This is a genomic window from Lysinibacillus sp. CD3-6 (assembly GCF_006351725.2).
Classification (GTDB): domain Bacteria; phylum Bacillota; class Bacilli; order Bacillales_A; family Planococcaceae; genus Lysinibacillus.
This window is the reverse complement of the sequence record NZ_CP085880.1, coordinates 3451824-3478818: the sequence shown is the minus strand read 5'-3', so window position 1 is coordinate 3478818 and position 26995 is coordinate 3451824. Positions and strand designations below refer to the sequence as shown.

35 protein-coding genes and 2 pseudogenes are annotated in these 26995 nt (G+C 37.8%); 35 read left to right on the top strand and 2 right to left on the bottom strand.

Annotated elements, in window-relative coordinates:
- Positions 1 to 114 precede the first annotated feature (114 nt).
- The 21 genes from FH508_RS17320 (at position 115) to FH508_RS17220 (ending at position 15924) form a co-directional block, all read left to right on the top strand.
- The gene (locus FH508_RS17320) at positions 115 to 510 is read left to right on the top strand and encodes an HK97 gp10 family phage protein (protein WP_172772305.1); all 396 of its coding nucleotides are present in this window, start codon (positions 115 to 117) and stop codon (positions 508 to 510) included.
- Positions 503 to 970, top strand: a complete 468-nt coding sequence (locus tag FH508_RS17315) for a phage tail terminator family protein (RefSeq protein WP_172772304.1) — start codon at positions 503 to 505, stop codon at positions 968 to 970. The genes FH508_RS17320 and FH508_RS17315 overlap by 8 nt, the downstream gene beginning before the upstream one ends.
- Positions 918 to 1121: a hypothetical protein gene (locus FH508_RS17310; protein ID WP_228134131.1), complete on the top strand. Its 204-nt coding sequence runs from the start codon at positions 918 to 920 to the stop codon at positions 1119 to 1121. The genes FH508_RS17315 and FH508_RS17310 overlap by 53 nt, the downstream gene beginning before the upstream one ends.
- On the top strand, positions 1121 to 2416 hold the full coding sequence (locus FH508_RS17305; RefSeq protein ID WP_217270126.1) for a phage tail sheath C-terminal domain-containing protein: 1296 nt from the start codon (positions 1121 to 1123) through the stop codon (positions 2414 to 2416). Before FH508_RS17310 ends, FH508_RS17305 begins: the two co-directional genes overlap by 1 nt.
- A 16-nt stretch (positions 2417 to 2432) precedes the next feature.
- Positions 2433 to 2900 carry a phage tail tube protein gene (locus FH508_RS17300; RefSeq protein ID WP_108029912.1) on the top strand — a complete coding sequence of 156 codons (468 nt, stop codon included), beginning with the start codon at positions 2433 to 2435 and terminating at the stop codon, positions 2898 to 2900.
- Positions 2901 to 2914: 14 nt separating this feature from the next.
- Positions 2915 to 3316 carry a phage tail assembly chaperone gene (locus FH508_RS17295; protein ID WP_172772302.1) on the top strand — a complete coding sequence of 134 codons (402 nt, stop codon included), beginning with the start codon at positions 2915 to 2917 and terminating at the stop codon, positions 3314 to 3316.
- A 247-nt stretch (positions 3317 to 3563) separates the two neighbouring features.
- The gene (locus FH508_RS17290; protein ID WP_217270125.1) at positions 3564 to 6308 is read left to right on the top strand and encodes a tape measure protein; all 2745 of its coding nucleotides are present in this window, start codon (positions 3564 to 3566) and stop codon (positions 6306 to 6308) included.
- Positions 6305 to 7006, top strand: coding sequence for a LysM peptidoglycan-binding domain-containing protein (locus FH508_RS17285; protein ID WP_172772300.1), 702 nt, complete (start codon positions 6305 to 6307; stop codon positions 7004 to 7006). The genes FH508_RS17290 and FH508_RS17285 overlap by 4 nt, the downstream gene beginning before the upstream one ends.
- Position 7007: 1 nt before the next feature.
- A complete protein-coding gene (locus FH508_RS17280; RefSeq protein ID WP_172772299.1) occupies positions 7008 to 7976 on the top strand; it encodes an XkdQ/YqbQ family protein in 969 nt (322 codons plus the stop codon).
- Entirely contained in the window at positions 7973 to 8428 is a 456-nt protein-coding gene (locus FH508_RS17275; RefSeq protein ID WP_172772298.1) for a DUF2577 domain-containing protein, read from the top strand. Before FH508_RS17280 ends, FH508_RS17275 begins: the two co-directional genes overlap by 4 nt.
- Entirely contained in the window at positions 8404 to 8820 is a 417-nt protein-coding gene (locus FH508_RS17270; protein ID WP_172772297.1) for a DUF2634 domain-containing protein, read from the top strand. The genes FH508_RS17275 and FH508_RS17270 overlap by 25 nt, the downstream gene beginning before the upstream one ends.
- Complete coding sequence (locus tag FH508_RS17265) at positions 8813 to 9904, top strand: baseplate J/gp47 family protein (protein ID WP_172772296.1); 1092 nt, start codon at positions 8813 to 8815, stop codon at positions 9902 to 9904. Before FH508_RS17270 ends, FH508_RS17265 begins: the two co-directional genes overlap by 8 nt.
- Positions 9901 to 10554 carry a putative phage tail protein gene (locus FH508_RS17260; protein ID WP_172772295.1) on the top strand — a complete coding sequence of 218 codons (654 nt, stop codon included), beginning with the start codon at positions 9901 to 9903 and terminating at the stop codon, positions 10552 to 10554. The genes FH508_RS17265 and FH508_RS17260 overlap by 4 nt, the downstream gene beginning before the upstream one ends.
- On the top strand, positions 10551 to 10859 hold the full coding sequence (locus tag FH508_RS17255; protein WP_172772294.1) for a hypothetical protein: 309 nt from the start codon (positions 10551 to 10553) through the stop codon (positions 10857 to 10859). The genes FH508_RS17260 and FH508_RS17255 overlap by 4 nt, the downstream gene beginning before the upstream one ends.
- The gene (locus FH508_RS17250; protein WP_172772293.1) at positions 10852 to 11451 is read left to right on the top strand and encodes a hypothetical protein; all 600 of its coding nucleotides are present in this window, start codon (positions 10852 to 10854) and stop codon (positions 11449 to 11451) included. Before FH508_RS17255 ends, FH508_RS17250 begins: the two co-directional genes overlap by 8 nt.
- 2 nt (positions 11452 to 11453) lie before the next feature.
- On the top strand, positions 11454 to 14195 hold the full coding sequence (locus FH508_RS17245; RefSeq protein WP_172772292.1) for a phage tail protein: 2742 nt from the start codon (positions 11454 to 11456) through the stop codon (positions 14193 to 14195).
- Entirely contained in the window at positions 14195 to 14410 is a 216-nt protein-coding gene (locus tag FH508_RS17240) for a hypothetical protein (RefSeq protein ID WP_172772291.1), read from the top strand. Before FH508_RS17245 ends, FH508_RS17240 begins: the two co-directional genes overlap by 1 nt.
- A 1-nt stretch (position 14411) precedes the next feature.
- On the top strand, positions 14412 to 14561 hold the full coding sequence (locus FH508_RS17235; protein ID WP_172772290.1) for an XkdX family protein: 150 nt from the start codon (positions 14412 to 14414) through the stop codon (positions 14559 to 14561).
- A gap of 114 nt (positions 14562 to 14675) precedes the next feature.
- Positions 14676 to 14975: a hypothetical protein gene (locus tag FH508_RS17230; protein WP_172772289.1), complete on the top strand. Its 300-nt coding sequence runs from the start codon at positions 14676 to 14678 to the stop codon at positions 14973 to 14975.
- Positions 14975 to 15241 carry a holin gene (locus FH508_RS17225; protein ID WP_172772288.1) on the top strand — a complete coding sequence of 89 codons (267 nt, stop codon included), beginning with the start codon at positions 14975 to 14977 and terminating at the stop codon, positions 15239 to 15241. The genes FH508_RS17230 and FH508_RS17225 overlap by 1 nt, the downstream gene beginning before the upstream one ends.
- Positions 15241 to 15924 (top strand): peptidoglycan recognition protein family protein, encoded by a 684-nt coding sequence (locus tag FH508_RS17220; RefSeq protein WP_172772287.1) that lies wholly within the window; start codon positions 15241 to 15243, stop codon positions 15922 to 15924. The genes FH508_RS17225 and FH508_RS17220 overlap by 1 nt, the downstream gene beginning before the upstream one ends.
- A gap of 399 nt (positions 15925 to 16323) precedes the next feature.
- Here the strand turns inward: FH508_RS17220 and FH508_RS17215 are convergent, their stop codons facing one another.
- On the bottom strand, positions 16324 to 16551 hold the full coding sequence (locus tag FH508_RS17215; RefSeq protein WP_228134130.1) for a hypothetical protein: 228 nt from the start codon (positions 16549 to 16551) through the stop codon (positions 16324 to 16326).
- On the opposite strand from FH508_RS17215, the pseudogene FH508_RS24160 reads away from it, so the two are divergent.
- From FH508_RS24160 to FH508_RS17200, 4 genes and pseudogenes are all read left to right on the top strand, one after another.
- A pseudogene (locus FH508_RS24160) lies at positions 16523 to 16609 on the top strand (hypothetical protein); the annotation flags it as partial. The gene FH508_RS17215 and the pseudogene FH508_RS24160 overlap by 29 nt on opposite strands.
- Positions 16610 to 17016: 407 nt before the next feature.
- Positions 17017 to 17277: a transposase gene (locus tag FH508_RS17210; protein WP_172772285.1), complete on the top strand. Its 261-nt coding sequence runs from the start codon at positions 17017 to 17019 to the stop codon at positions 17275 to 17277.
- 77 nt (positions 17278 to 17354) lie between these two features.
- Positions 17355 to 18002 (top strand): DDE-type integrase/transposase/recombinase, encoded by a 648-nt coding sequence (locus FH508_RS17205; RefSeq protein WP_228134129.1) that lies wholly within the window; start codon positions 17355 to 17357, stop codon positions 18000 to 18002.
- A 178-nt stretch (positions 18003 to 18180) separates the two neighbouring features.
- Positions 18181 to 19224, top strand: a complete 1044-nt coding sequence (locus tag FH508_RS17200) for a zinc-dependent alcohol dehydrogenase family protein (RefSeq protein ID WP_172772283.1) — start codon at positions 18181 to 18183, stop codon at positions 19222 to 19224.
- A 471-nt stretch (positions 19225 to 19695) separates the two neighbouring features.
- Here the strand turns inward: FH508_RS17200 and FH508_RS17195 are convergent, their stop codons facing one another.
- Entirely contained in the window at positions 19696 to 20187 is a 492-nt protein-coding gene (locus tag FH508_RS17195; RefSeq protein ID WP_172772282.1) for a hypothetical protein, read from the bottom strand.
- A gap of 500 nt (positions 20188 to 20687) precedes the next feature.
- On the opposite strand from FH508_RS17195, the gene pnuC reads away from it, so the two are divergent.
- The 10 genes and pseudogenes from pnuC to FH508_RS17145 all read left to right on the top strand — a co-directional run bounded on the left by pnuC (position 20688) and on the right by FH508_RS17145 (position 26991).
- Positions 20688 to 21368 (top strand): nicotinamide riboside transporter PnuC, encoded by a 681-nt coding sequence (pnuC, locus tag FH508_RS17190; RefSeq protein WP_172772281.1) that lies wholly within the window; start codon positions 20688 to 20690, stop codon positions 21366 to 21368.
- The gene (locus FH508_RS17185; RefSeq protein WP_172772280.1) at positions 21365 to 22375 is read left to right on the top strand and encodes an AAA family ATPase; all 1011 of its coding nucleotides are present in this window, start codon (positions 21365 to 21367) and stop codon (positions 22373 to 22375) included. Before pnuC ends, FH508_RS17185 begins: the two co-directional genes overlap by 4 nt.
- 25 nt (positions 22376 to 22400) lie before the next feature.
- Positions 22401 to 23294 (top strand): NUDIX domain-containing protein, encoded by an 894-nt coding sequence (locus FH508_RS17180; RefSeq protein WP_172772279.1) that lies wholly within the window; start codon positions 22401 to 22403, stop codon positions 23292 to 23294.
- A pseudogene (locus tag FH508_RS17175) lies at positions 23291 to 23843 on the top strand (NADAR family protein). The gene FH508_RS17180 and the pseudogene FH508_RS17175 overlap by 4 nt, the downstream one beginning before the upstream one ends.
- Before the next feature lie 41 nt (positions 23844 to 23884).
- A complete protein-coding gene (locus tag FH508_RS17170) occupies positions 23885 to 24175 on the top strand; it encodes a hypothetical protein (protein WP_172772278.1) in 291 nt (96 codons plus the stop codon).
- A gap of 71 nt (positions 24176 to 24246) precedes the next feature.
- A complete protein-coding gene (locus tag FH508_RS17165) occupies positions 24247 to 24669 on the top strand; it encodes a DUF6508 domain-containing protein (protein ID WP_172772277.1) in 423 nt (140 codons plus the stop codon).
- Positions 24659 to 24967, top strand: coding sequence for a hypothetical protein (locus FH508_RS17160; protein WP_172772276.1), 309 nt, complete (start codon positions 24659 to 24661; stop codon positions 24965 to 24967). Before FH508_RS17165 ends, FH508_RS17160 begins: the two co-directional genes overlap by 11 nt.
- A gap of 86 nt (positions 24968 to 25053) precedes the next feature.
- Positions 25054 to 25284 (top strand): hypothetical protein, encoded by a 231-nt coding sequence (locus FH508_RS17155; RefSeq protein WP_172772275.1) that lies wholly within the window; start codon positions 25054 to 25056, stop codon positions 25282 to 25284.
- A 39-nt stretch (positions 25285 to 25323) separates the two neighbouring features.
- A complete protein-coding gene (locus tag FH508_RS17150; protein WP_172772274.1) occupies positions 25324 to 25704 on the top strand; it encodes an Imm10 family immunity protein in 381 nt (126 codons plus the stop codon).
- Positions 25705 to 25935: 231 nt separating this feature from the next.
- Positions 25936 to 26991: an ankyrin repeat domain-containing protein gene (locus FH508_RS17145; protein WP_172772273.1), complete on the top strand. Its 1056-nt coding sequence runs from the start codon at positions 25936 to 25938 to the stop codon at positions 26989 to 26991.
- Positions 26992 to 26995: the final 4 nt, after the last annotated feature.

Here is a 26995-nt window from a genome sequence, read left to right as displayed (position 1 = left end):
GGTGGATATATCAAAAGAAAGTTGATTGATTAGGATGAGGAGGTGCTATCTGATAAAGAATGAGTTCTCTATGTATCGAACAAAGACGTGGTTTTGAAGGAAGGTGTTTGCTTAATGGCATTTGAATTTAAGGAAGTAAAGCAATTAGCAGAAAACTTAAAGGAACTCACTATTACAACTGGGAAGATACACAAAAAAGTGGCTGAGAGAGTTGCCAAAATAGCCATTAAGAAAGTGAAAATGCTCACACCTGTAGATAATAAAGCGTTTCGTGATAATTGGAAATACCATATTGTTAAAGAGGGTAATAATTTTATAATTATTATTTATAATCAGTTAGAAAATCCGCTTGTTGTTGAGAAAAGGCATAATGTAATTACAGGACGAACAGTAGGTTTTGTAAATGGACAATTTATACTTAAACTCACGGAACAAGAAATGGAACATCTTATACCTCAAATGTGGGAACACGAAATCGAGAAGGAATGGAGGCGTAAAATGGGTGGTTAATGTAACAGATAGTATTAAAACGCTAGCAATCATGCAATTACGATCTTTGTATCCTGATAACAATCAATATCAAATCTATAATAAACTAGTGAAGCAAGGCATAACAGTACCTGCTTTTTTAGTCCGAATTATTAACGTGCATCAAGAGCGAGGTATGAAGAATCAAGCTATTCGCACCTATTCATTTAGCATTGTCTATTTCCCATCTACAGATAATATAGACGATGAATGCTTAAATGTACTGGAAGTTATTCAAAATAACTTTAAATACCTTGCAGATAGGTTCCATGTACATGAAATAGGCGGCGAGATAGTTGACGAAACATTAGAGATTAATTTTCAAGTGAAAGCGAGACTATACGACATTCAAGAAGAAACGAGAATGAAAACATTGGAGGGCGTTGAATTTGACACAAATAATGACAGACAAACAGAAAACAGTGAAGCAGCCAGGGAATAAAAAATTCTCTAAGGCTGCTTTTTTAGATAGTACTCAATCTTCAAAAGAGCGTTTGGAGTATGAAGTTGTGCTACAAGAAGGAGTAACTTATACAAAAATGGAAGCTGACAAGCTAGTAGCAGAGTGGAAGAAGAAAGGAGTGAATGCATAATGGGTGGTATTTGGGAAACGCAAAATAAAGTACGTCCGGATGCTTATATTAATTTTGAAACAAATAATTTAAATACAATGGGGCTTGAATCGAATGGTGCTCTCGTCGTGCCTATGACACTAAATTGGGGTGAAGTTGGTAAGTTTATTAAACTCTCTACAACTACACAGTTTAGAAATTTATTCGGTAAATCGCTAGGTGATATTTTACCTCTTCGAGAAGCTTTTAAGGCTACTGGTAATGTGTATTTATATAACCTTAATGGTGTAGGTGAGAAAGCAAAAGCGACAGTTGAGGGATTAACGGCTTCTGCGAAGTTCGGTGGAACGGATGGAAATAAGATTCACATTCTGACAACGACAGGATTAGATGGAACTACAACAGTAAAAACCTATTTTGATGCTCTTCAAGTTGACATGCAGAAGGTGACTGCTTTCGAAGATTTAAAATCAAATGATTATGTAGTGTTTGATGGGGCATTACCAACAGGAGATGCTACTTTGACTTTAGCTGGTGGAACAACAGTAGCTGCTACAAACGACTCTATATCAGAGTTCGCATCTGCATTGGATACTTTGAATTTTAAGGTAGTAGCATATGGGACTGATGACAATACAATAAAAGCGCTACTTGCTTTAAAGGCAAAAGAACTGCGAGAACAAGCAGGTAAACGTGTTACATTCGTTACGAATAATTATAATGCTGCAGACCATGAAAGCACAGTATCAATTAAAAACGGAGTCACACTTGATGGTGGGGAAATCTTAAGTGCAAATGAGGCGGTGTACTGGTTCGGTGCAGCATTTGCAGCGGCCACTGTAGGTTCATTAACATATGCAAAATACCCTGGAGCAATAGAAGCGGAAGCGATGGCAAATGATGAAATTATTAAAGCATTACAAGACGGCCATATTGTCTATTCTTTCAGTGATGATGAAGTAGTAGTAGAGCAGGATATTAATACATTCCATTCATTTACACCGACTAAAAACCAAGATTTCCGTAAAGGAAAAATCGATCGAGGAATGACTATTCTCGAAAATAACACACGCCACATTTTCCGAAAATACTTCATCGGTAAAGTGAACAATAATGAAGATGGAAGAGATTTGTTTAAGAAACAATTAATGAAAACAGTGCTTGATCCATATGTACGGTTAGGTGTTATTAATCCATATCTTCCAGAAGATATTACTGTTGAGCAGGGTGATGAAAAAGATGCCGTATTGGCTGTGATCGGTATCAAGTTTATCGATGCAATGGAAAAATTATATATGCGCGTTGAGTGTAAATAAAAGGGGGAAAAACTAAATGGCAGCAAACGTAATGCAAACAAAAGACGCTATGTCCTCTCGTGAGGGCTTGGTATTTATTAATATTGAAGGTCAAACATATGAATTTGCAGAAATTCTTAAATTCAAAGCGGAAGTAGAATACAACAAAGTAGAAGTAAAACGTCTAAATGCTCGTATGGAAGGTTCTAAAATTGTAGGCGCAAAAGGTGTTGGTGAAATGACGATGTATTACCATCGCCCAGAGGTACGAGCGATGGCTATGAACTATTTACGTTCAGGTAAATCACCAATGTTTGATGCGACAATTGTTAATGCGGATATTACTAGTGCAGCTGGTAAACAAACCGTCGATGTCCGAAATATCGTGCCAGATAAAACGCTATTAGCAATGCTTGATGCAGATAGTGCAGACACATTAAAAGACGAATTTTCATTCACATTTGACGATTTTGAAATCTTAAACCAATTTAGCGTTATCCAATAAGGAGGAAACTATAAATGAGTAACTTTAAAGCTTTCATGAAAGAAAATGTAATGGCGGTAGAACCTATTGAGTTATCCCTACAACGTTTTGCTGAGCCTATTAAATTACGACCTGTTCCATCTGAAGAAGCAGATGTAATTAATGATAGATGTTTTAAAAATGTAGCCGGCAAAAGAGGACGCCAAGAACGAGTATTTGATCCAGTAGCATACAACCGTAGATTAAACGTAGCAGCTATCGTATACCCGGACCTTAATAATACAGAATTACAGCAATCTTATGGCGTAAAAGGTGCAGAGGCGTTATATGGAAGAATGTTTCTGGCAGGTGAAACATCGCTGATTTCTGAAAAAGTATCCGAAATTAGCGGAAGTGATATTACTCTCGAAGATGAAGTGGAAGAAGTAAAAAACTAATACAAGGCAGTGACGATGAGCGTGACGGACTAGCATTTTATGCACATGTTGCGCTTCATCGATTCAATATACTGCCTAACTTGTTTTTAAATATGGATCGCAAAGAGCGCGCATTCATTATCGCAAGTTTGGATATTGAGCTTGAAAAAGAGGCAGAGGCTTCGAAAAAGTAATAATATAATAATTTTATAAAAAAGGCATGCCTTGTAGGGTATGTCTTTTTTAGCCCTAAAATGAGGTGAGTGTTATGTCAGTTCGTACAACCATGACCTTGACCGATAGAATGACTGGTACTCTTCAAAAGATGATGAAAGCTATGAAAAGTACTATCCGAACGATGGAGCAAATGCATATATCATCCAACAGAGCAGGAGATATGCGTAGCCTGCAACGAGCAACGCGCGTTATTCAAAGTGCAAGGGTAGCTTTTGATAGATTAAGTGCTAGTGCAAGACTTGCATTTCAAAATGTTGGTGATGTAGGTGATATTTTTAGTGGGACTTCTGGAGGGATATCAGCCGCCACAAGTGGAGTGGATAAGTTTTTTAGTAAATTTGTAGGTTTTGCTTCTAATATTTTATCGGTAAAGAATTTAACTGAGGGTTTTAAAAAGTTAGCAAGCGCTTCTGATTCTTATAGTAATACTAATACGCGAATCGCTAATATTAATGACGGTTCGCAAACACAAGCGGAGTTGCAGAATAAGATTTATAGAGCTTCTCAGCGAAGTTTAAGCTCTTATAATGATATGGCTACTACTGTTGCGAAATTAAACGCTGGGGACACTTTTGGTAGCAATGATGAAGCTATCCGATTCAGTGAGCTGATGAATAAATCTTTCGCTGCTTCAGGAGCTAGTGGTCAAGAAAAGGCTGACAGTATGAAACAAATAACGCAAGCAATGGCTTCTGGAGGATTGCAAGGTGATGAGTTTACATCTATCGCAGAAAAGGCTCCATTGCTTGCAGATGCAATTGCAGATTCGTTAGGAAAAAGCACAAGTGAACTAAAGCAAATGTCATCTGATGGGGAAATTACAGCGGATATTATTAAAAATGCATTATTTAATGCTGCTGACGAAATTGAAGATAAATTTAGTAAAACGCCGAAAACATTTTCAGACGCTATGACCATATTTAAAAACTATGCGCAAAACGCATTTGAACCTATATTTAAACGATTCAGCGAATTTGTTAATTCGGATGCATTTGGAGTTTTAGCAGGTCATGCAATGGTTTTTGTAAATTTGTTTGTATTAGGTTTATCGTTAGTGTTTGACATTTTAGAAAGGGTTTATAATGGAATAGTTACATTTGGAGATATGTTACAGAATACTTGGTCTTTGGTTGGGCCAATAATTGTAGCAGTAGCAACATCATTGGGTTCATATTTGACGATATTAACTGCGTATAGGGGAGTATTAATGATAGTTGCAGCTTATGAGGCAGTAAGAACTTTCGCATTAGGTGTGCTGGCAGCGGCCTCTATGCTAGCTACAGGTGCAACCTTGGCTCAAACATCAGCTGTATGGGGATTAAATACAGCATTACTCGCCTTCCCTGGAACATGGATTCTAATAGCATTTATTGCTGTTATCGCTTTAGTAGTAACCGCAATGCTGATGTGGGCTGAACAAACTGCAGCTGTATTTGGCGCAATTGTTGGAGGCGTTTATTGGCTAGGTGCTGTTTTCTATAACGTTTTTATAGGTATATTGAACATAAATATTACCGTTGTTGAATGGCTCGTTAATACATGGAATAAGGCTATATTCTTTGTACAACTAGCATGGATTGCCTTAAATCTTATGGTTAGAACTGTATTAGATGCCATAGGAAATAATATAATTAGTGTAGCTGAATGGATTGCAAATACCTTCAACGCTTTAGTGTACGGTGTACAGATGGCATTTTATACGATGGGTACTATGGTGCTGAAAACGGTTGGTGGAATTGCAGATGGTATTTTTAATGTCATTAATAATGCATTAGGTGGAATATCTAATCTTATCAACGGTGCAATCGGTGGGGTAAATAAATTTATAGGTTTGCTTAATGGTGTGCTGGATACAGATCTTTCCAAGATAGGTACAGTAGATTTAAAATTAAGTAGTGGTGCAACTAACTTTGGGGATACTCTTCAAAATCTTATTAAAGCACCTACAAAGGCCGACAAGATTACTCTAGAAAGAAAGAACACCGCTGGTGAATATATGAATAGTGTGACTATGCCTACTGCACCAACTAATAGACAATTTGAACGTTTAGACTACAAAGACTTAGGTACTGCTTACGATAAAGGTAATGAAATAGGAAAATCTCTTTCACTTGCAGGTAGTGAAAAATTAGGTGTTATGGCCGATAAGTTAAAAGGGCTAGCGGGGTCAATGAATAAAGATGATGATAATTCTAATTCATTTCCATCCAGTTTGACAGATGATCTTGTAAAATCAGCACCTTCAGAATCAGGTCTTGGAAAAAATGCTGATGATAATCAAAAACTTAACGGTGGAAATATAGATAAAGTTGGGAAGATTGATGACAAAATCGATCTTGCAGACGAATATCTCGAATTATTTAAAGATATTGCGGAAGGTAAAGCGATTAACAACATTGTTTCGCTAACACCAAATTTACAGGTCCATAATAATTTTGAAGATACAACTGGTAGTGCAATGGAAAAAATGCTTAATAAATTCGGTGATTTATCCAATGCGAGTGGCAATGTTGCTAAAATAAATGACTATGTATCACAAGCTTTAAATGTTCCAGTTAGGGATGACGTTGAAGTATCAAATGAAGTGCGAGAAAAAGTTTCTGCGTCATCTATAGCAAATAACAGTAAAGCTGTAGTGCAACATATTCAAAGTGAACCGAAGTTTTATTTTACTGGCGATATTCGTGAAAAAGTGGATGTTCATGAAGTCGTAAAGTTTATTACACAAGGTTTGAAAGATGAGCAGAATCGTTCGGTAGAGGGGGTATATGGATGATAGGAATCTATCTTAGTGCTAACAATGATAAAGAAGGATTTCGTATTCCGATTAATCCACCAGAATTATCATTTAAACAGGATGCTGACGGAGAAGAGTTTTCCGTCGCTAAGATAGGTGCTGTGAAAGTACCTAAACCTATGAAATTACCAGAGTTCTCGTTCTCCTCGTTTTTTCCGTCGCAGGATACACATTACGCGGAAACACAATTTGTAGAGCCTAAAAAGTATATTGACCAAATAAAAAAGTGGATGGCCGAAGAAACGGTTATCCGCTTTGTTTATGTAGGCGGTTCATTTTCTGTTAATGACCAATTTACAATTGAAAGTTTTGAAGTAAAAGATCAATTTGGTACGTCCGACGTGGATTATACCATCTCTTTTAAAAAGTATGTGCCGTTTGGATTCAAAAAGATGGAACTTGTTAAAAAGAGTACTACACCAACTGTCTCTGCCAAGAAAAAGTCAGTGAAGCAAGTAGTGAAAAAGGAAACTCCAAGAGAAAATACAAAGCAAATACCACAGACGTATAGTTTAGTAAAAGGAGATTCACTTTGGAAGATAGCCCAAAAGTATACTGGAAACGGAGCAAATTATAAAGCATTGCAATCCTTGAACGGGATTAAAGATAGTGAATTAAGGAAGTTGCCAATTGGGTTGAAAGTAAAAATTCCACCTGAATGGACGGCTAAGAAATGAGGTGGTAGGTATAGAAGTATTAGTTGATAATCGTGATGGGAATATTTACGAAGTGCCTGTCACTTCACTTAGCTGGAAGACTGAAAAAACAGGGAAAGCATCGGAGCTTACTGTTAATTTGTTAAATCCTAATCCACTTGAAAATAAAATTGTATCAGGTGCAATAGTAAGAGTAATTGATGGAAAACATAAAGTTTTTTATGGCTATTCATTTAAGGCGGGTTTTGGTAAGGATAGCGATTTTAATATTATTGCTTACGATCAACTCAAGTATCTAATGTATGAAGATACTTTTGTTATTCCATCGATGTTAGCAGAAAAAGCCATTGAACGTATTTGCAGTATAGCAAATCTTCAATTAAGTTCTGTAGCGAAAACAGGCTTTACAACGCCTGGAATGGTTGAAGAAGATAAGAAAGCATTAGATGTCATTATGAAATGCATTGATTCGGCTATTGTGGCTACAAATCAAAGCTTTGTTTTTATGGATGAGTTTGGCTCGCTAGGATTGCATAATATTAATGAATTAGTTATACCCCCTACAGACTTTTATATAGGGGAAGAAAGTCTTTTGTACGACTATGATTATTCGGTATCCATTGAGGATTCTTACAATCGAGTAAAACTGGTGTTAGATGATAAAGAGACATCAAAACGTAGAGTATTTATTGCGCAGGATAGTAGCAATATCGCTAAATGGGGACAGTTGCAGTATTACAAAAAGGTAGACGAAAATATGACGCCTTCCCAGATTGAAAGTCTGCTGAATGTATTGCTTACGGTCCATAATACAGAAAAAAAAGAACTGTCATTAAAATGTTTAGGTGATTGGCGAGTGCGCGCAGGAAAGATGGTATTTATCTATATAGAGAAATTAAAAATTAAGCAGTTATTTTTGGTGGAAGCATGCACACATGATTGGTCAGCTAAAGTTCATACAATGAGCTTAGAATTGAAGGTGATTTCATGAGTTTACTAGAGTTAATCAAAACGACTGCAATGGCAGCCTTTAATGCGTCCAATCCAGTAAATATTGTATTGGGGACAGTTATTGGAGCAAAGCCTTTAAAAATTGAAATACACTCGAAGCTTATTTTAACGGATGAGTTTTTACTAGTTGCAGAGCATCTTACTCGACACGAAAGAATAGCGAGTATTCAGTACGAACATCCGAAAAGCTACACCAAAAATCAAATTGGCGATGACATTAAACAGACAAGTTCGACACGACAAAATCAAGGTGAATCGACCGCGGTGCCTTATGAAAAATATGAAATGAAATACTTAAAACACATCTTAGAAGATGGTTTAAAAGAAGGCGATAAAGTAGTGTTGCATAGAGTACAAGGTGGTCAAAAGTATTTTGTATCAGACAGATATAAGGAGGGTCATGACATATGGCACTACCAACAGAAGCAATAACAATTACCCCTGACATTGAAGTAATGGATGCTGTTGAATTACCTACTCGTACGTATCATTTAGATTTCAAACGAGGTTGCTGCAGTGGATTGATAGATGGTCAAAAAGCAATGGAGCAAGCGATATTTAAAGCATTGAATACGATTCGCTTTGAACATTTAGTTTATACAAATAATTACGGTTTTCAAAATATGATGGGATTTGATGAATTGTATGTACGTGGTGATTTAGGTAGGCGCATACAAGATGCCTTGCTGCAAGATGAACGTATTACATCATTAGAAAATTTTAGTCTCGAATTTACATCAAAAGATGATGTGTTAATAACATTTATCGCTCGAACAATTTATGGCGATGTAAGTCTGTTAAAGGAGGCGATTAGGATTGCTTGAGTACTTAGAGTCGCAATCATTTGATAGTATTTTAGCAGAACTGCTCGATCGTGTGCGGGGTGACGTCGATAAACGTGAAGGTAGTGTAATATACGATGCACTTGCACCTACAGCATTAAAGTTAGCTGAAACATATTGGGATATGTCCGTGTTATATCGTCGTACTTTTGCTGCTACAGCAGACGGAGATGATCTTGAAAAACGAGTGAACGAGCATGGAGTCGAACGTAAGAAGGCTGGAAGGGCTATTCGCCGCGCATTATTTACAGATGGTGATGGTCAACCTCTTGATGTGTCTACAAATAGCCAATATCGATTAGAGGCAGTTATCTATAATGTAATAGAAAGATTAGAGACAGGGGTATATAAAGTAGAAGCACAAACAGCAGGTGCCGTAGGAAATAAGGATTATGGCGAGATGCTTCCGCTAGAAGTAAACAATAAGCTAGGTAAAGCTGTATTAGCTGATGTGCTTGTACCAGGTGAAGATGTTGAAACAGATGAGTCATTATATGTAAGGTTTGTAGACCATATCCGCGAAAAAGCATTTGGTGGTAACCGCGCAGACTATAAGAAAAAAATGAAGGCAATTCAAGGGGTTGGTGGTGTACGGTTACGTCGTACTCCGTTTGGTGGAGGAACAGTAAAAGCAATTATTATTGATTCTGATTTCAATGCACCGACACCTGAGTTTGTATCTTATGTTCAAGAGATAATGGATCCACTAGAATTTAAAGGCGATGGATATGGTTCAGCGCCGATTGGTCATGAAGTAACCGTGGAAGGAGTAGGAAAAAACACTATTGAAGTTGAAAGTGAACTCATTTTGAATGGTGCAACGATTGGTCAAATTGAAGCACAAGTGAGTGAAACATTAGAAACGTATTTTGCTGAATTACGTGCCAATTGGTTTAAAGATTTAGATATCAATGTTCGTATTACTCATATCGAATCTCGACTATTAGAGATTGAAGGCATTGAGGATGTTGCTTCAACGATGTTGAATGGCTTAAGTAATAATATTAACTTAGTTGAAGAAATTCCAGTACTTTCTAAAGTAACACTGAAGGAAGTGATTATATGACCAATGCTTTTTTAGAGGAGTTACCATTCTATTATCAAAATATAAAAGAGTTTCGTGAGTTGTCCAATACAGTTACGCTTAACTGGGATAAACTCGACGAAGCTCTTTTTGGTGTAGATAACGATCAATTTATTTTAACCTCAAGCGAGACAGCTATTGCCATTAGAGAAAAGGATTTTGGTATTCGTGCAGATTCGAAGAACGAGACATTGAAATTCCGAAAACTACGATTACTAGCTCGAATGCAGGAAAGCGCACCATATGTCTTAGAGTATTTAACAAAGGCATTGTCCAGATTAATCGGAGAAAATAATCATCAGATTTTATTAGATGTTAATCAATTTGAAATGGAAGTCGCAATAGAAGTTGAACAAACGGCTTATTATAACGAAGTAGTACGGTTGGTAGAGCGAATCGTACCGTTAAATATTAATTTAATGACAACTATTTTGGCTTTAAAGGAATGCCTCATTATTGTAGGGGGCACTTATGCATGGCAAATCAATCATAAAATATGTGGTCGTTTTAAAACAGCCAAAACACATGGTGCTTTAGGAAAAGAAGTGTTAACAGTTTCAAATGAGATTTATAGTTTTATTATAAATAACCGTATTTGTGGTCGATTTAGAGCAGGAGGTGTGAGGAATTGAACGAAATACAACCATTAATGATAGATTTAACTCAACAATTTTTAAGTAATCTTACAGTTGGCGCAAAGGTTACGATTGATGGGGTTGTTTATAACAAAGAAATCTATCACACTAGCACGAAGGTTGGGCTAAGAAAGTATGTGAAGTTATCGACGGAACAAGGCTTGGTAACACGGGCTGCTTTAGTCGATAGTTACGGACGTGAATTATATGTAAAAACAATGAACTATCAGAAAGGCTCACAGGGGTATGTTATCGCATTTCCTCTGCAACTTGAAGCGAAGGAAGTGAAAGTAAATGAGTAACTATATGACTGGTGAAATACCGCTGAATTTTAAGAAAAACCCATACGAACGTACTGAATGGTACGATGACGTAACAGATCCAGTGACAGGAGAGCTCATCGAGGATGGTACGCCTTATATGTCTGAGTATGCCAACAATTTCGAATGGGGAATTTATAACGCCTATCGTTTTTTGATTGAGATGTATCGACAATTAGAACGTATGCGTATTCAAATGGAACTAGATGGCCGTGTACCAGGTAATAGTGGAACATTTGCCGATATGCTAGATGGTAGTACAAATAAAATCAATTTAGACACAGCCATGACCGATATTATCGAAGCTGTCATTATAGGTACAACTACTTTAAAAGTGGCTAGCGTTGATGGGTTTACACCATTTACGCAAGTCACTATTTTTGATGATGTGGCAAGTGAAGATGTGGTAATTGCTGCAGTAGGGGCAGACACAATTACGATTTCAGCACTAAAAAATGCATACAAAAAAGGCGCGAAAGTGGCTCGAAGTAATGTCTTTATTGATATGGTTAACGCGGAAATGGGTGTTGGGGATTGGCAGACATTTAACGTTGAATTAGTGGAGGTGGTTTGAGGATGGTTCAATATTATTATGATAAGTTTACGGCGATTGGCACTACCGTGTATACCGATAGTTCACCGTGGGAATCCGAAAATGGGGGTGCGGAAATTCCAAACGGGAATTTTATAGGATTGTCTAAAAGTTCTAGCTTTAACCCTTCTACTAATACCTATGCGCTAGGTATTGATAAATGGGGGATAGAAGCAACAAAGCAGGGAGATGTCGCGTATGCTATGAATGTGGGAAAACTTTTTAAGTCAGTAGTAGTACGTAGCGGGTACTGGACAGATACAGGGGTTTCTTATTGGTTATACAGTAAGACACCAACTAAAAACAGCAGCAACACAACCTTTGCAAAAGGCGTCCAGGTGCAAAGCGCCATTGCAGCCGAGGAAGGGACCTACCCTGCAAACGGACGTCATACGGATGGGTATTGGTACGTGAAAGGCGAAAAGGTAAATACAGCTCCAACACAGCCAGGAGCTTTTACACAACCATCAGGCATATTAAAAATTGGCGAATCAAAAGTATTTTCTGTAGGAGCTGCATCTGATGCAGATGAGAACCTATCGAAATACATTTGGGAAGTATCTCTAAATGGGGCTGCTTATTCAAAAGCAGGGGAAACAGCAACACCTAGCTTTACTTATACAATACCAACGGCAACAAGCTTAAAGATGCGTATCAAAGCAGTTGATACAGCAGGGCTAGAAAGTGCATATCGTGAGAGTAATTCATATACGGTACAGCCTGTAAACACAGCACCGACAACACCTGGTGCATTTACACAACCGTCAGGAACATTAGAAATTGGCGATGCAAAAGTATTTTCTGTAGGAGCTGCATCTGATGCAGAAGGTAATTTTTCGAAATACAGTTGGGAAGTGTCAATAAACGGTGCTGCTTATTCTAAATCAGGAGAAACAGCAACGCCTAGCTTTACTTATACAATACCAACGGCAACAAGTTTGAGAATGCGTGTCAAAGCAGTCGATTCAGCAGGACTAGAAAGTGCGTATCGTGAAAGTAGTTCGTATTCTGTACAACCACCGCAGTATTATTATGATAAGTTTATAACAGTTTCTAATACCTTAAGTGTGGATAATGCCCCATGGGAACTCCAACATAATGGATATCAATATTCCAACGCCTTCGCCTTTGGTTCTAAGGGCTATTCGTTCGAGAGTGGAAATAACAGGTATACAACATCATCAACTCAATGGCAAACTGATGACATTGTAAATGCTGGTGATGCTAGGTATTACTTAGAAAGTGGTAACTTACGTAAATGGTCAGCAGTAAGCGGAGGACGTGCGGGTAATCCTATAACTTATGAAACTTATGAAAAACAAGTCAAAAACAATGGTTATAACACAACATATTCAAGAGGTTCACTAATACAATCTGGTATTTCAGCAGGTGCTAGCACTTATCCAGCAAATGGTCGTCATACAGACAGTTATTGGTATGTACGTGGATCACGTGTTAGCCAATCAATTGCACCGCCAGCACCATTTACAGCTCCAACACAGGGTAAGATATTCAAACCTAACGAGGTTGCTAGTATCATTTTCGGGGCATCAACTGCGCCTAACCTATCACTTTATGAGGTAGATTACCGATATAATAGCATAGGCACATGGACATCGATAGCTTACAACAACACGCTCACTCGTAGTTTTACAACTACTACAGATAAGGCACTTAAAACCTTAGAATTACGTGTGCGAGCAAAAAATACAAGTAATGTATATTCTGATTATGTATATTCTGAACCATTTGAAATAGAACATAACGTTGCGCCAACAATAACCTTAACTGGTCCTGAGGATAACGCAACATTATATGAAAATGACATATTAAATATTGCTGGTACAGCTTTTGATGCTGATGCAGACCAATCAGTTACGGTTTACTATCAAATTAACAGCGAAGCTCGTAAGATACTAGCAACAAACCTAAGCCAAATACAAATCTCATTATCTAAACAGATAACCTTTAAAGGTGGCAAAATTTACGATGGAGAAACAGCACTTACAGGAACACTTGCTGCTGGCGTAGCACACACATTAAAAGTATGGGCGGAGGACAGCGAAAAAGCGTTGTCTGCCATTGTTGAACGTACATTCTATGTTGTACCGAACCGAGCCCCTTTACTATCCGTAGATGCTGTTGTACCTTCAGGTGTAGTCGATGCGGACAAGTTTAAAATCAGTGGTACAGCCACTGATCAGGACGTTAATTCTACGCTTAAAGTAACTAGCCGCATTAATGCTGGAAATGCTGTTGAAATCTACAGTGGCTCGGGTGGAGCTTGGGAATTTGATTTAGCACTTTCACAGCTTGTAGTTGGTCAAAATACGATTGTGATTGAGGTAATTGATAACTACGGAGCAAAGACTAGCAAGACTGTAACACTTAATAAAAAAGAATTGAAAACACCAATTTTGCAATCCGTCGCTCGGTATAAAATTGAGCCACCTAAGGGATCTGCAAAGGGTGTTTTATTATTTATACAGCGCGATGAGGCATTGGATATAAAAGTTGAGCTATCAATGACTGCTAGTGATGAGCAAGAACAGTATGAAACTTTAACGCCCGTAAACACAGCACCAGTTCAACAAGGTTTAGTGGAGGATACATTTGAATATGAGGGGTTAGAAGCGAAGCAAAATATTATTCTTAAAATTACGCCATCACGTACAGATTTAGCATTAAATCACAAAATACATCTAATTTCAGGGGCGGTGGACTAATGGCATTTCAATATAAAGTACGAAACTCAGACAGTACATTAGGCGATAGGAAGAAATTCGGATTCGAAGAAACTCCAGAAGAAAAAACGGATCGATTAGAAGCTACTAATGCCCAATTAGCGTATGAATCAGTTATGAAGGATTTAAGAATAGAAGAATTAAATAGTAATCAAGCAGATTTAACATATCAACTGATGATGAAAGGGGTTTTATGAAATGGATTGGCTAAAAATGATTAATGGCTTTTACCCTAAATACTGGACGAAGGAAATGGTTGGGGATGCTGTAGTTGCTGGGAAAATAACAGCAGAACAATATAAAGAGATTACAGGCGATAAATATTCATCAACGAAAACGCAAGCATAAGCTTAGCGTTATTTTTTATGCTGTGAGAGTAAACGAGATAACAGTACTTGGTTCTGTTTCTCGATACATCTCATAGCTATTTATTTTACTTGAATAGCAAAGGAATGTGATGGAATGGATGTAACTGCAGTAAATGAAATCGCTACAAGCCAAGCAGTTTGGGCAATAGCTTGTTTAATTATAGCGTTTGGGGCATTTCGCTATTTAATAAGCAAAAATGATAATTTGATGGACCGAGCGGAAGAACGGGAAAATAAATTAATGGATCATTTAGAACGGTCTAATGAATCACAGGAAAGAACAGCAATCGCACTCGAAGGCATGAATCGATCGTTGAATATATTGGAAGGTCGTGTCGATCGTATTGAAAAACATTCGCTGCAAAATAAAAATAATGAAAAGGATGATGAATAATGGATTTAACAAACATTTTTATGATTGCAATCGTAATGGTGGCTATCGTACTAGCTGTAGCAGAAGTACTGAAAAAGACATTTAAAATTAATACACAATACATGCCAATCACATCGGTAGTGATTGGTATTTTTATTGGCTTAGTTTGTTGGCCGTTATCAGAGTATCCAGCGTATGCCATGCTGATGTCTGGCTTTGTTGCTGGTCTAACAGCCTCGGGAACATTTGATTTATTAAAGGCGGCTAAAAAAGAAGGACAGCAATAATGGCTTACACTTTAAAACAAAATCTATTACCATCAATTAAATATTCAATAAAGGCACCTTACATCATGACACCACAGTATATTACAGTACACAACACGGCCAATGATGCATCTGCAGCCAATGAAATTAAATACATGATCACTAACAATAAACAGGTATCCTATCACGTTGCCATTGATGATGTAGAAGCAATTCAAGCAATCCCGTTCAATCGTAACGGTTGGCATTGTGGAGATGGTCAAGGGATGGGTAACCGTAAATCAATTGGTATTGAAATTTGCTACAGCAAAAGTGGGGGAGCTCGTTATATTGCTGCTGAGGAAAATGCAGTTAAGTATATCGCTTCGTTATTAAAACATTTTGGTTGGGGCATAGAACGTGTGAAAAAACATCAAGATTGGAACGGAAAATACTGTCCGCATCGAATTTTAAGTGAAAATCGTTGGAATCTCTTTTTAAAACGAATTGAAGAATCTTTGAAGCCAACAAACACTATTCAACAAAAGGAGGAACCAAAAGTGACTAACACATTAACATCAACAGCTAAAGAGGATTTAAAGGGCTTGCTAAAAGAAACGTATCAAAAAGGAATTTTAAAGGTGGACCATAGCGAACGAATTGGTTCAATGACGGATGGCGAGGCCTTGGGTTTATTAATATCAGTTGTAAAACGGACTTTGTAAACTTTAAACCAGGTTTTCACAAAATATGTGAGCCTGGTCTTTTTTTATTGCTAACTTAAAAATTATTGTTCTGTAATAAATCAAACGATTTCAAGCGTATGTTTTTCACGCCAAACGAAGTGTTCTCTTACTTAGTAGTTCCAATCTTATACAAAAAATAGTAGTTGTTATATGACTATCAATAGTCAACTTTTGAACTTTGTCTTGATAGTTCATTCTCTGGTAGATGAACGGTTCTTCCAGTAAATATATTGCTAAGCAATAGGAGAATGTCTTAGTTACTAAATTTTTAATTCTTATTTAAAAATAGAAGGTTAAGATTTCTTTACGTTGGCGAAATTGTATTGATTAATAGTAGAAATCAAATTAAGATGTTGACGGGGAAATAAGTACAAAGATCTATTGTTGATGGATCGCCGTATGCGATGAAAGTCGCCTGTACGGTGAAGGCTCGTTATAACGCCATGTAGATAAGGTATAAGACGAGAATAGTTTACCAGGAGCACCAGAGTTAATGAATGCACCAACAACAACAAGCTCATCAGCGTATCCTAATATGGTAATTACATTTACTGATAATGTAGATTGGCGAAATGCTATAAAAGAAGTTTTAGTTGATGGTAACACTTTCCATCCGACTAGACTTATTATAGAACCAGGCAAGATTACTATAAATTGGATTGCTATGCCGCCTGCCCTTTATACAGTCACAATTAAGGCTGATGGTTACCACGATAAAGTAGTTCCTGTTGAATTGGTAAATAACTAATAAGTGTTTGAGCCTCGCCTTTTGGCGGGCTTTTTTTATCTCTTTTCATTTCGACACCTCCTAAAGATATTATTTAACTTAACCGATTAAATGTACCTTGTTATTTTGTAGTTTCCTCATGGAACACGCATTAAGCCGAATAGCCTCAAGGATTGTACGTTTTTTATTTATGGTTAGTATGAAAAATAGACTATATCAATCATTTTCAAGCAAAGACTTATTAAAAAGCAGATTTGTTTGTTGACTAGTTTCATTTAACATTATCTTATCTAGACATAAATAGGACGAGATACTATGATAAATAGAAAATGAGGGGGCTAATAATGGGAAACAAACGATATTCATCAGATTTTAAATTAGAAGTTGTTAAACAATATCGCCTCGGCACAGCTGTAAGTAAACTATCAAGCGAATATGGGATATCAGAAGTGACGATTTATAAATGGATTAAATTATTTACACCTGTTGATGGTATGGTCAACATGACAAAGGCAGAAGTATTAAGCGTGCAAAAAGAAAATGAGCGCTTAAAGCAAGAGGTTGATATTTTAAAAAAGGCTATAACCATATTCGCAACCAAATAGTTGAAACAGATGTCATTGACTTTATCGAACGGGAAAGTAAAAGCTATGCTGTGAAAGTACTTTGTGAGCTTCTAGACTTGCCGAAAAGTACTTTTTACAGCGCATTGCACAAAAAGGCCACAGACCAACCAGAAAAATCTCCATCAGAGCAATTATTACAAGAAATTCAGCAGATTATAACTGAGGATGGTAGACTTTACAATGGTACAGAGTTATATGACAAATTAAAAAAGCAAGGCTTTCAGGGGAGTTTACGGAAAGTACAGCGGGTGTTAAAAAAAGCTAAGGAAGCACAAGTTGAGGAAGTGCAGGAGCAGGTAGTAAATGTTGGCTTTGAAACGACAGAAGTGAACGAAAAGTGGGTAGTCAATGTAAGTTATGTACCAACGTGGCATCAAGGGTGGGTTTATATGGCATCTATTATCGATGTACATACAAAGAAGTTAATTGGCTTTAGCTTTGATTCATCAATGTGCGAAAGCTTAGTTGTGGAGGCACTACAGAAAGCGTATGCCCAATTTGCATTGCCAGCCGTATTGTATACAAGCTTGCAACCAGCGTTTATTGAGCAATGCAAAGAAGCTAGTAAAGAAAAAGAATTGTTAATACCACCAATTGTTTATAAAGATTATTTGTATGATGAGGGATGTTTACAAGCAATTGTACCATTTTTAACAGGTACGGAAAATCGACTGCGCCGAGGTCATGCTTCCTTGGAAAATTAAAAAATGAGAGCCTCCATAGATGGTATAAAGTATGCCCATTTAAGGAGGCTTTTTTTGTTATAAAAATTAACTAAATGATGTCCAAAATATTGACGTTTTCTGAAAAATTAATTATATTTATGGTGTATTAGGATTTTGTAAGCCTAATCAAATTCTATTGAGAGAGGAGACATTCTAAATGAAAGCACTTGTATTTGCGGGACCAGGTAAAAAGGAACTGCGTGAAGTTGAAAAACCACGTGTAATGAAAGACGGCGATGCAGTTGTTCGCCTTGTAAAAACAACAATTTGTGGTACGGACTTACACATTTTGGGCGGCGATGTACCTGCCGTTAAAGAGGGAACAGTTTTAGGACATGAAGGTATCGGAATCGTAGAAGAGGTAGGCGCAGGCGTATCTAACTTTAAAGTAGGCGATAGGGTCATTATTTCGTGTGTAACTTCGTGTGGTAAATGCCATTATTGTAAAAAATCATTGTATGCACACTGTGAAGATGGTGGCTGGATTTTAGGTCACTTAATCAATGGTACTCAAGCGGAATATGTTCATATACCACATGCAGATAATTCTCTTTATCACATTCCTAAAGGGATTTCAGATGATGCAGCTGTCATGATTTCTGATATTTTACCAACTGGTTTGGAAATAGGCGTATTAAATGGACAAGTATCTCCTGGTGATGTAGTAGCTATCGTCGGTGCAGGTCCAATCGGGATGTCTGCATTATTAACTTCACAATTTTATTCTCCTTCCAAAATCATTATGATTGATCTCGACGATAACCGTTTAGAAGAATCCAAGAAATTCGGTGCGACGGATACAATCAATTCACGAGATGCCCAAGCTGCAATTAATAAAATTTATGATATGACGGATGGTCGTGGTGTGGACGTAGCAATCGAAGCTGTAGGCTACCCTGCGACATTCGATATTTGCCAGCGTATCTTATCACCTGGAGGGCGTTTAGCGAACGTTGGTGTGCATGGCAAAGCTGTCGATCTACAATTACAAGATTTATGGATTCGTAACGTTACAATTTCCACTGGCTTAGTATCTACAAGCACAACACCAATGCTACTAAAAACATTGGAAACAGGAAAGATTAAGCCAGAGGGATTAGCAACACATCGCTTCAAATTTGATAATATGATTGAAGCATACGAAACATTTGCAAATGCCGCGAAAGAAAATGCATTAAAAATTATTATAGATTTTGAATAATGAAGAATTAGCATAGTCAATCTTTCGAGTATAGTATGTTCAAACTCCATAAATTTGTAGTAAAAGTATAGGAAAAGGTGCCCGCAAGGTGGCTAAATTAATATAGAATCTTCTTAATTAGCTAAGTACCGAATATATAAATGTAAAAAATATAAATAGCTATCACCACTGCCTTCTTTGACGTCGGATAGTAGGCGAGCAACGGGAAACATGGACACAGTTGTTACGTCACCTTACGTTACGTACAGGGTCAGTTGTGTTACGAATAAAAAGGACTTGCATAGTTGAGGATAACTCAAACATGCAAGTCCCATTCTTATTAAGTAAACGCACCTGATAACTTAATAAGAGTGAATGTTTAGAAGGAATCATGGATACCAAGTGATAGCGGGGCAAAAGTATTTTCTTTAGAATAATGCGAACAGGTTGCCCAAAAAGTCGGCTCGGTGGACTATTTATTAGTGCAATGTTTCATCCACGAAGGAAGTTTTCAATATTTTTCCGTACAACTGTTGGGGAAATAAGTTGGATATGTTCCCCTTTATCGTCACATGTGAAAATGCCTTTGAACACTTCAGGCATGGCTTCATACTGTTTCTCTAACTGTTCATTAAATTTTTTAAAACAATCATAAGGATATTTTTCTTGCAAGTAGGGTAACAAAAAAGCTGATCGTAAGATTTCGTATTCCTGGTAATTATATGGTGTACTTTTTGGACGCTTTTTTAAGATTTCCAACATCTTATTCATTAATAGCGCAACATCTTCTTCACTTGCAAAAGCAGCATATCCTCTAATGGCAGTAAGCCGCATATCCAAATATCGTTCTTTTTTATATACTTTTAGAAAAAAATCCTTTCCGTCCTCAGGCAAGTCAAATATTAATTGCTTTAATAAGCTATTACGTTTTGCAATATCCTTTGTATTAAAATATGCTGTCAAATATGCGTTTTTTTCGTCCAAGTAATCTACCTCCATTCATGAGCTAGGCGTTACAACTTGTTTATCAAGCTTGCTTCTCATTATCTTTTTCATATCGCTACTAAGGTTATCAAAACATCTTATAAACTGCTCCGATAGTATTAACCTGCTGTTTTATATTTTACCTTTTAATAGCTTCCAATGTTCGAAATTCTTCATCTACAAGATTAACAGTAGCAAAAATACGATGAAACTACTCCTCTAATGTTCTGCTTTCACGCTTAAGGTATGCCTCGCAGTTAAATTTATAGGCGCGCTACCCTTTTCTTGTGTGGACTATAAATAGGGGGATGTTTAATCCCTATCAAAACCATAATCAACAAATAAAAATCATCCCATAAAAAAATAGGAAAATTTTTCTTGACCTTTCCAGGGATTTCTGTTAATTTTGATAGTAACATAATGTTATTAACAAAGTGATACTAAGAAATCATTTAATTTTCATTTCTTGAATGAGTGGAAAAAACGGAGGGGGATGTAAGATGAAGAAGGTAGCAGGGAGTTGGAATCTTTTCGAAATAACGTGGTTAATGCTGTTTACCTCAATCGCTGTGGGGTTTACGGTAGTTTCAAAGGACTCCTTATTCGGATTTACCGTTTTTATTACGGGCGTATTATGTGTGGTGCTTGCGGCGAAGGGTAACCTGATGAGCTATGTTTTTGGTATGTATAATACCGTTGGATACACTTATTTGGCTTTTATTAATGGCTTGTTTGGAGAGGTAATGTTGAATCTACTATTTTTCGTTCCTATGAATGTTATAGGGTTCTACATGTGGAAAAATAACCGTCAAGAAGACGGTAAGCTCGTTATGCGACAGATGAACTTAAGAGCATTGCTTCTCGTTGTGGGGGTCTGTGTAATCGGCTGTTTACTTATTGGGTTTGGCCTTTCCTTTATTCCAGGACAGAATTCACCTTACATCGATGCTATTACGACAGTGCTATCTGTTGTGGCAACCATTTTAATGGTTCGTAGATTCAAGGAACAGTGGCTGGTCTATATCGTGCTTAATCTGTTCACTGTGCTGCTGTGGGCTATTCGAATGCTGGAAGGGAGTGGCGAAGGCTTGCTAATGATTGTGATGTGGAGCGCGTATCTGGTCAATGCGGTTTACGGGTACTATACTTGGAATAAAGTGGTTAAGGAGGTGGCGGTATGAAAACGCTTGGACTAACACTCGGGAAGTTTGCCCCGTTGCATAAAGGACATCAGTTTATGATTGAAACGGCGTTACAAGAGGTCGATGAATTAATTGTAGTTATTTACGAGACGACGGTCAGCCCAATTCCGCTTCATATCCGAGCAAATTGGATTCGCAAACTCTATCCGCAAGTCCGTGTAATCGAAGCTTGGGATGGACCAGACGGCTATTCGGATGATCGAGAGCATGAGATACGCGAAGAACAGTATATACTCGGTTTACTGAACGGAGAGCAAGTAACACATTTTTATTCGAGCGAGTTTTACGGCGAACATATGAGTATTGCTTTGGGTGCTATAGACCGACGGGTGGATGAAGCCCGTGAGCTAGTTCCAATCTCAGCGACAATGGTGCGCTCCAACCCATATAAGTATAGAGAGTTTGTAAGTGATATTGTGTACCGAGATTTAATCACGAAAGTTGTTTTTGTTGGAGCGATGTCAACGGGGAAATCGACAATTACTGAAGCACTTGCCAAACGATACAGCACGACGTTTGCAAGTGAATATGGACGCGATTATTGGACTGAGCATCAGGTGGATCGCCGAATTGGACTTGAAGCGTTCGATGAAATTGCAGTCGGACATATCGAGCGCGAGGAACAGGCATTACTTACTGCGAACCGATATCTTTTTGTCGATACCAATGCCATTACAACGTATATGTTTGCTCAGGACTATCATGGCAGGGCGCCCGAGCTGTTAACACGTCTCGCTTTGGAGAATGCGCAACGCTATGATCTGTTCTTCTTATGTGATGACGATATTCCTTACGACGATACGTGGGACCGAAGTGGAGATCAGAAGCGGCATGTTTTCCATAAACAGATTATTGCGGATTTGAAGGAGAGACGAATTCCTTATATTACACTGCAGGGGAGCCTAGAGGAACGCATAAACAAGGTTGACGAAGTGCTGGCAAAATTCGAGCCCTACGGAAACTATTTCGGAGAGTTAAATAGTTAAATCATGAATTGAGGAGGCGAGCCAAATGGATTTGTTAGATAAAGATGGACTTACAGAACACGAATTTTTGGAGCAGTATAGTGTTGGGGATTACGAGCGACCTTCTGTTACAACGGATATGGTTATTTTTACTGTAACGGCGGAGGAGGCTGACAGTTATCGTAAACTGCCAGAAAAAGAGCTACGCGTCCTGCTTATTCGTCGAGCAGGACACCCGTTCTTAGGTAAATGGGCATTGCCTGGTGGCTTTGTACGTTCGAATGAGACGACTGAGCAGGCAGCGGTAAGGGAACTATGCGAGGAAACGGGCGTGAAAGACGTTTATTTGGAACAGCTATATACGTTTAGTGATATTGGGCGAGATCCACGAACATGGGTGATAAGCTGTAGCTATATGGCATTGATTAACAGTGACAAGTTGGAACTGAAGGCAGGAGATGATGCTGCTGATGCCGCTTGGTTCAAGGTAGCTTATCGACCGCTACGGGAGGAAAAAGAGCGGATTGAAGACGGGTATATCAAAACACTGGAGTATGAAATTAAACTAAGTAGTGAGGAAGAAGAACTTTCGGCGGTCGTGGCAAGGACGATGACAGCGAAAACGACCTCTACTGGCATGGATTATCAGATTGTATCGAATGATGGATTGGCTTTTGACCATGCAAAAATCATAGCATGCGCTATTGAGCGGCTGCGTGGAAAAGTGAATTATACAGATATTGCATTGCACCTAATGCCGAAGTTTTTTACTTTAACGGAATTGCAGCAAGTTTATGAGGTAGTGATGGATAAAGAACTGTTGAAGGCGGCATTCCGACGTAAAGTGGCCGATCTTGTGGCGGAGACTGATCAATACACCGAAAATGCGGGGCATCGACCATCTCGCTTGTATCGGAGAAATTGGGAGGATGAAGGATGATTTACAATATAGACGACTTAAAAAAAGCATATAACGAGGGGAAGAAGTCCAAATTCGTGTTTTTTTTGGGGGCATACGCCGTCTAAGGACGGGAGTGTCGACAAAAGCTGCTTTAGTCAATGGTGGATGTGTCCATTTACAGTAGACGGAACGCAGTACACTTGCGCCGAGCAGTTTATGATGGCCGAGAAGGCACGGTTGTTTAGTGATGATGAAATGCTAGAGTCCATCCTAAATGCTAAGCATCCAAAGGAGATGAAGGCTTTTGGACGGGCGGTTCGAAACTTTGACAATGATATTTGGGATAAGGAATGCTATGGCATTGTCAAAAGAGCAAGCTTGGCTAAATTTTCGCAAAATCTGGTGCTTGCGGATTATCTTAAATCGACAAAGAACCGCATACTCGTTGAGGCTAGCCCGCGGGACCGTATTTGGGGGATTGGCATGGCACAGTCCAATCCAGCTGTGGAAAATCCACTGAAATGGCGGGGGAAAAATCTGCTGGGGTTCGCACTGACGGAAGCACGAGACGAGTTGCTAAAGCATTAGAAGTAAGACTTATAGTAAGAGAAAATAAAAGAAGGATAGTGATGACCTTGAGATACACTGAATATGTCCGTCTAAAAACAGGTAGATACCAATCTGTCGGCAAATTTGGTGATGAAATTTATGCCTATGAGGTTTTAACTGGGGTAACAGACTCCCCTGAGTACCATCAAATTTCTAAGGCGGAATTCGACTCATTTGAAACATGGACGAAAGAGTATATTTCGGATCTTAAAAAACTGTATGACATCATTAACCGCCCAGTTATATGTAGTGGTTATTTGGGGAAAGAGAAATTGGATACTTCACTTCTTCGTGATTTAGAAAATGAATAAAGAGGATTTCCATTTAGAACTATGAATTCCTAAAATTTAAATCTTTAAATAGATGAATTGAGGTGAATGGGATGTCACAGCTGCCAGAAATAAACTATGAAGCGTTAAATAAGCTAGTTAAATTTCTTGATTTTTTCCAAAGACTAGACGGACTACCGAGTGAAAACGAAAAAAGGAATATGCTTGTATGTGAAGAAATTCGACAATTTCACGATGAATTAGGTAAGACAGGTTTTCTCATTGTATTCGATTGGAAGAGTTGGTTGCATGAAAATGAAGCTTATAGGCAAATTGCAAATGATATAGAAGAGCATATCAAGAAAGCAGATTTAGCTACACTTCGAAAATTGATGACCAGTTATATACGAGGAGATCGATTTACGGAAGGACTATTTGAAGCCGTCATTATCAATGGACATATAACAAAGATACTAACAAGACTGCAAGAATTAGTGGAGATAGAAGGCAATAGGAGGGACATAAATGAGTATTAGTAACGCTCAACAATGCAATCTAAATATATGGTATGACTTACCATCTGAAGTATGGGATAGGATGACGAATGTATACGAGTGTATGCCTGGGTGGAAAGGATATAAAAATGGTATTCCCTATTGGTTTGGGCACGAAGAGGATGATGTTTTTATAATGGCATCGGTAGAACCAAGTGGGTTATCTTTTTTTGCACAGATGAATCATGATGACTGGCATACCTGGATCGAGCGCTTTAAAGTGGAAGCTACCAAAATAGTAGGATTTGATGTGGGTGAACCGGAAGACGGATTTAATTAATTTGGGATGAGATTAATAAAAAGAAACGAGGGATAGCTATTAATAACAATATCAAGCAAGAACATATTGAGGGGCTTTCTGAGAAATTGAAAGCTATATTACACAATGAATTATTGCTTGGGAATGAAATTACGGAGACTTGGGAAGGGTGGCCTCCAGATAGCATTGTTGTATTTTTGAAAAAGCCATTTAGAACAAATATTAAAAAGATAGATAAAGAACTAGAGTACAGAGAAATAAATGATTTGCATTATTGGCAAGCCGAAATACATGATAGAAAGTCAAATCGTATATTGCTATGTGGCTTTGCTAATTAACGATTAATACAACTAGATATTAGGGGAGAGAGTAATTAAATGTCCATTTTACTAAAAGCGTCATTTGTTTATTTTGGTATTGAGGATGAGACAATTATAATTGGTTTTGCAGATGATGAATTTGATACGAAGGAATATGTGTTATTTCAAAAGTCGTTATCGGTTGAAGAAATACCTATTTTAAATAAGGTTCATATTACGCTTAATAGTGAAAATAGAGCAGCGTATGGGGGAATAGTAAGGATAATACTAAGTAAAAAATTAATTTCTATTTTTTTATCAAAAGAGACAGCAAGTTCACTAGGCGTAGCTGATTCCATAGACATTGAGTATGCAACAGAAGAAAAAGAGTTTGATTCCTTAATAAGTCACTTTCATAAACTTAATGTCGAGCAAGAGATAGTCATTGAAGTGAAGTAGATTTAAGAATGATGTTCATGATGAAGTGACAATTAAAGATAAAACGCTAAAGAATCGAGCTCCCTCCTAAGACACCCCTCAGGCATTCTCCATCGGTCCCTCTATTAAGGGAATCTCTCCATATTTATGACACCCTATTGATGGGTGCAGGAAATAGACAAGAAATGAATAAGTGGTAAAATTTAGTGATACAGTAAAATGAAAAATCAGACGTAAGGAGAGAAAACAACGATGGGCAAGAAGAAAAAGACCTTACCGAAAAATTTTGATGAACTAATTGAAGCAGGAGATATATTAGGGTTAAAAGAGGTATTTACCAAATGCGAACTAGATGCTCGTGGCGGTTACAGTAAATCAACAGCTTTAGGCTTTTACAATATACCGCATGAATTCGTTCGCTGGCTTTTGGAACAGGGGGCTGATATAAATGCTAGCGATAGTTATGGAAGAACAGCTTTACATAAACATGCAATAAGTTCGAGCGGTATTACTGAATTGCTACTTGCTTTGGGTGCAGATATAGAAGCTAGTGATTATCAAAACGAGACACCTTTATTTGCCGCTGCAGGTTTTTGTAATCCAAATGCGGTGCTCACATTAGTTGCCAACGGAGCAAATAGTAGCGCAAAAAATAAGATGAAACAAACGCCTTTAGAAAAAGCTTTGGCAATGTGTAAAAATAGCGATATCGTCAACATGGCAAAAGTTGCCGATATTTTGCTTGACGCTGGGGTAAATGTCACGCAGGAAATGAAAGAGTCTATTAAGCGAATTGGAACAGACTTTGAATTTCATAGAGAAGGTTTTAACAAAGACTATTTGAATCAAACAGATGAGGCACTATTACATCTATACGAACTATTCGATGTTCCTCCAGTAGGGAAACGAAAGACTCACGATGGCGCCTCTTCGATAGAAGTTTCTACAACGGGATGGCAAGCACAACATAGTGAACTTTGGAGTTTATTAATTCCTTCACAAGGACATGCGAAAACCGTACAGGGCGAGGTTATTCGTATTACTGGTAAAGTATCATACGAAATATTAGATAATGGTGGTATCAACTGGGATAACCAATATCGTAAAATGCTCAAAAGTCTAAACCAATACTTTAAATTGGGCATTCCATTAAATGATGATGCACTTCTGGAGGTAGAAACATTAGTAAAGGAACTTCACAATGGCAATGGTAGTGATGAACCAGCAAGACTGTGTGAACTGGCAGTGAGCTGGGTACTCAGCAATCTAAATCCTATTACGTTGGAACAGCCTGACTATAAGCGATAAAGGG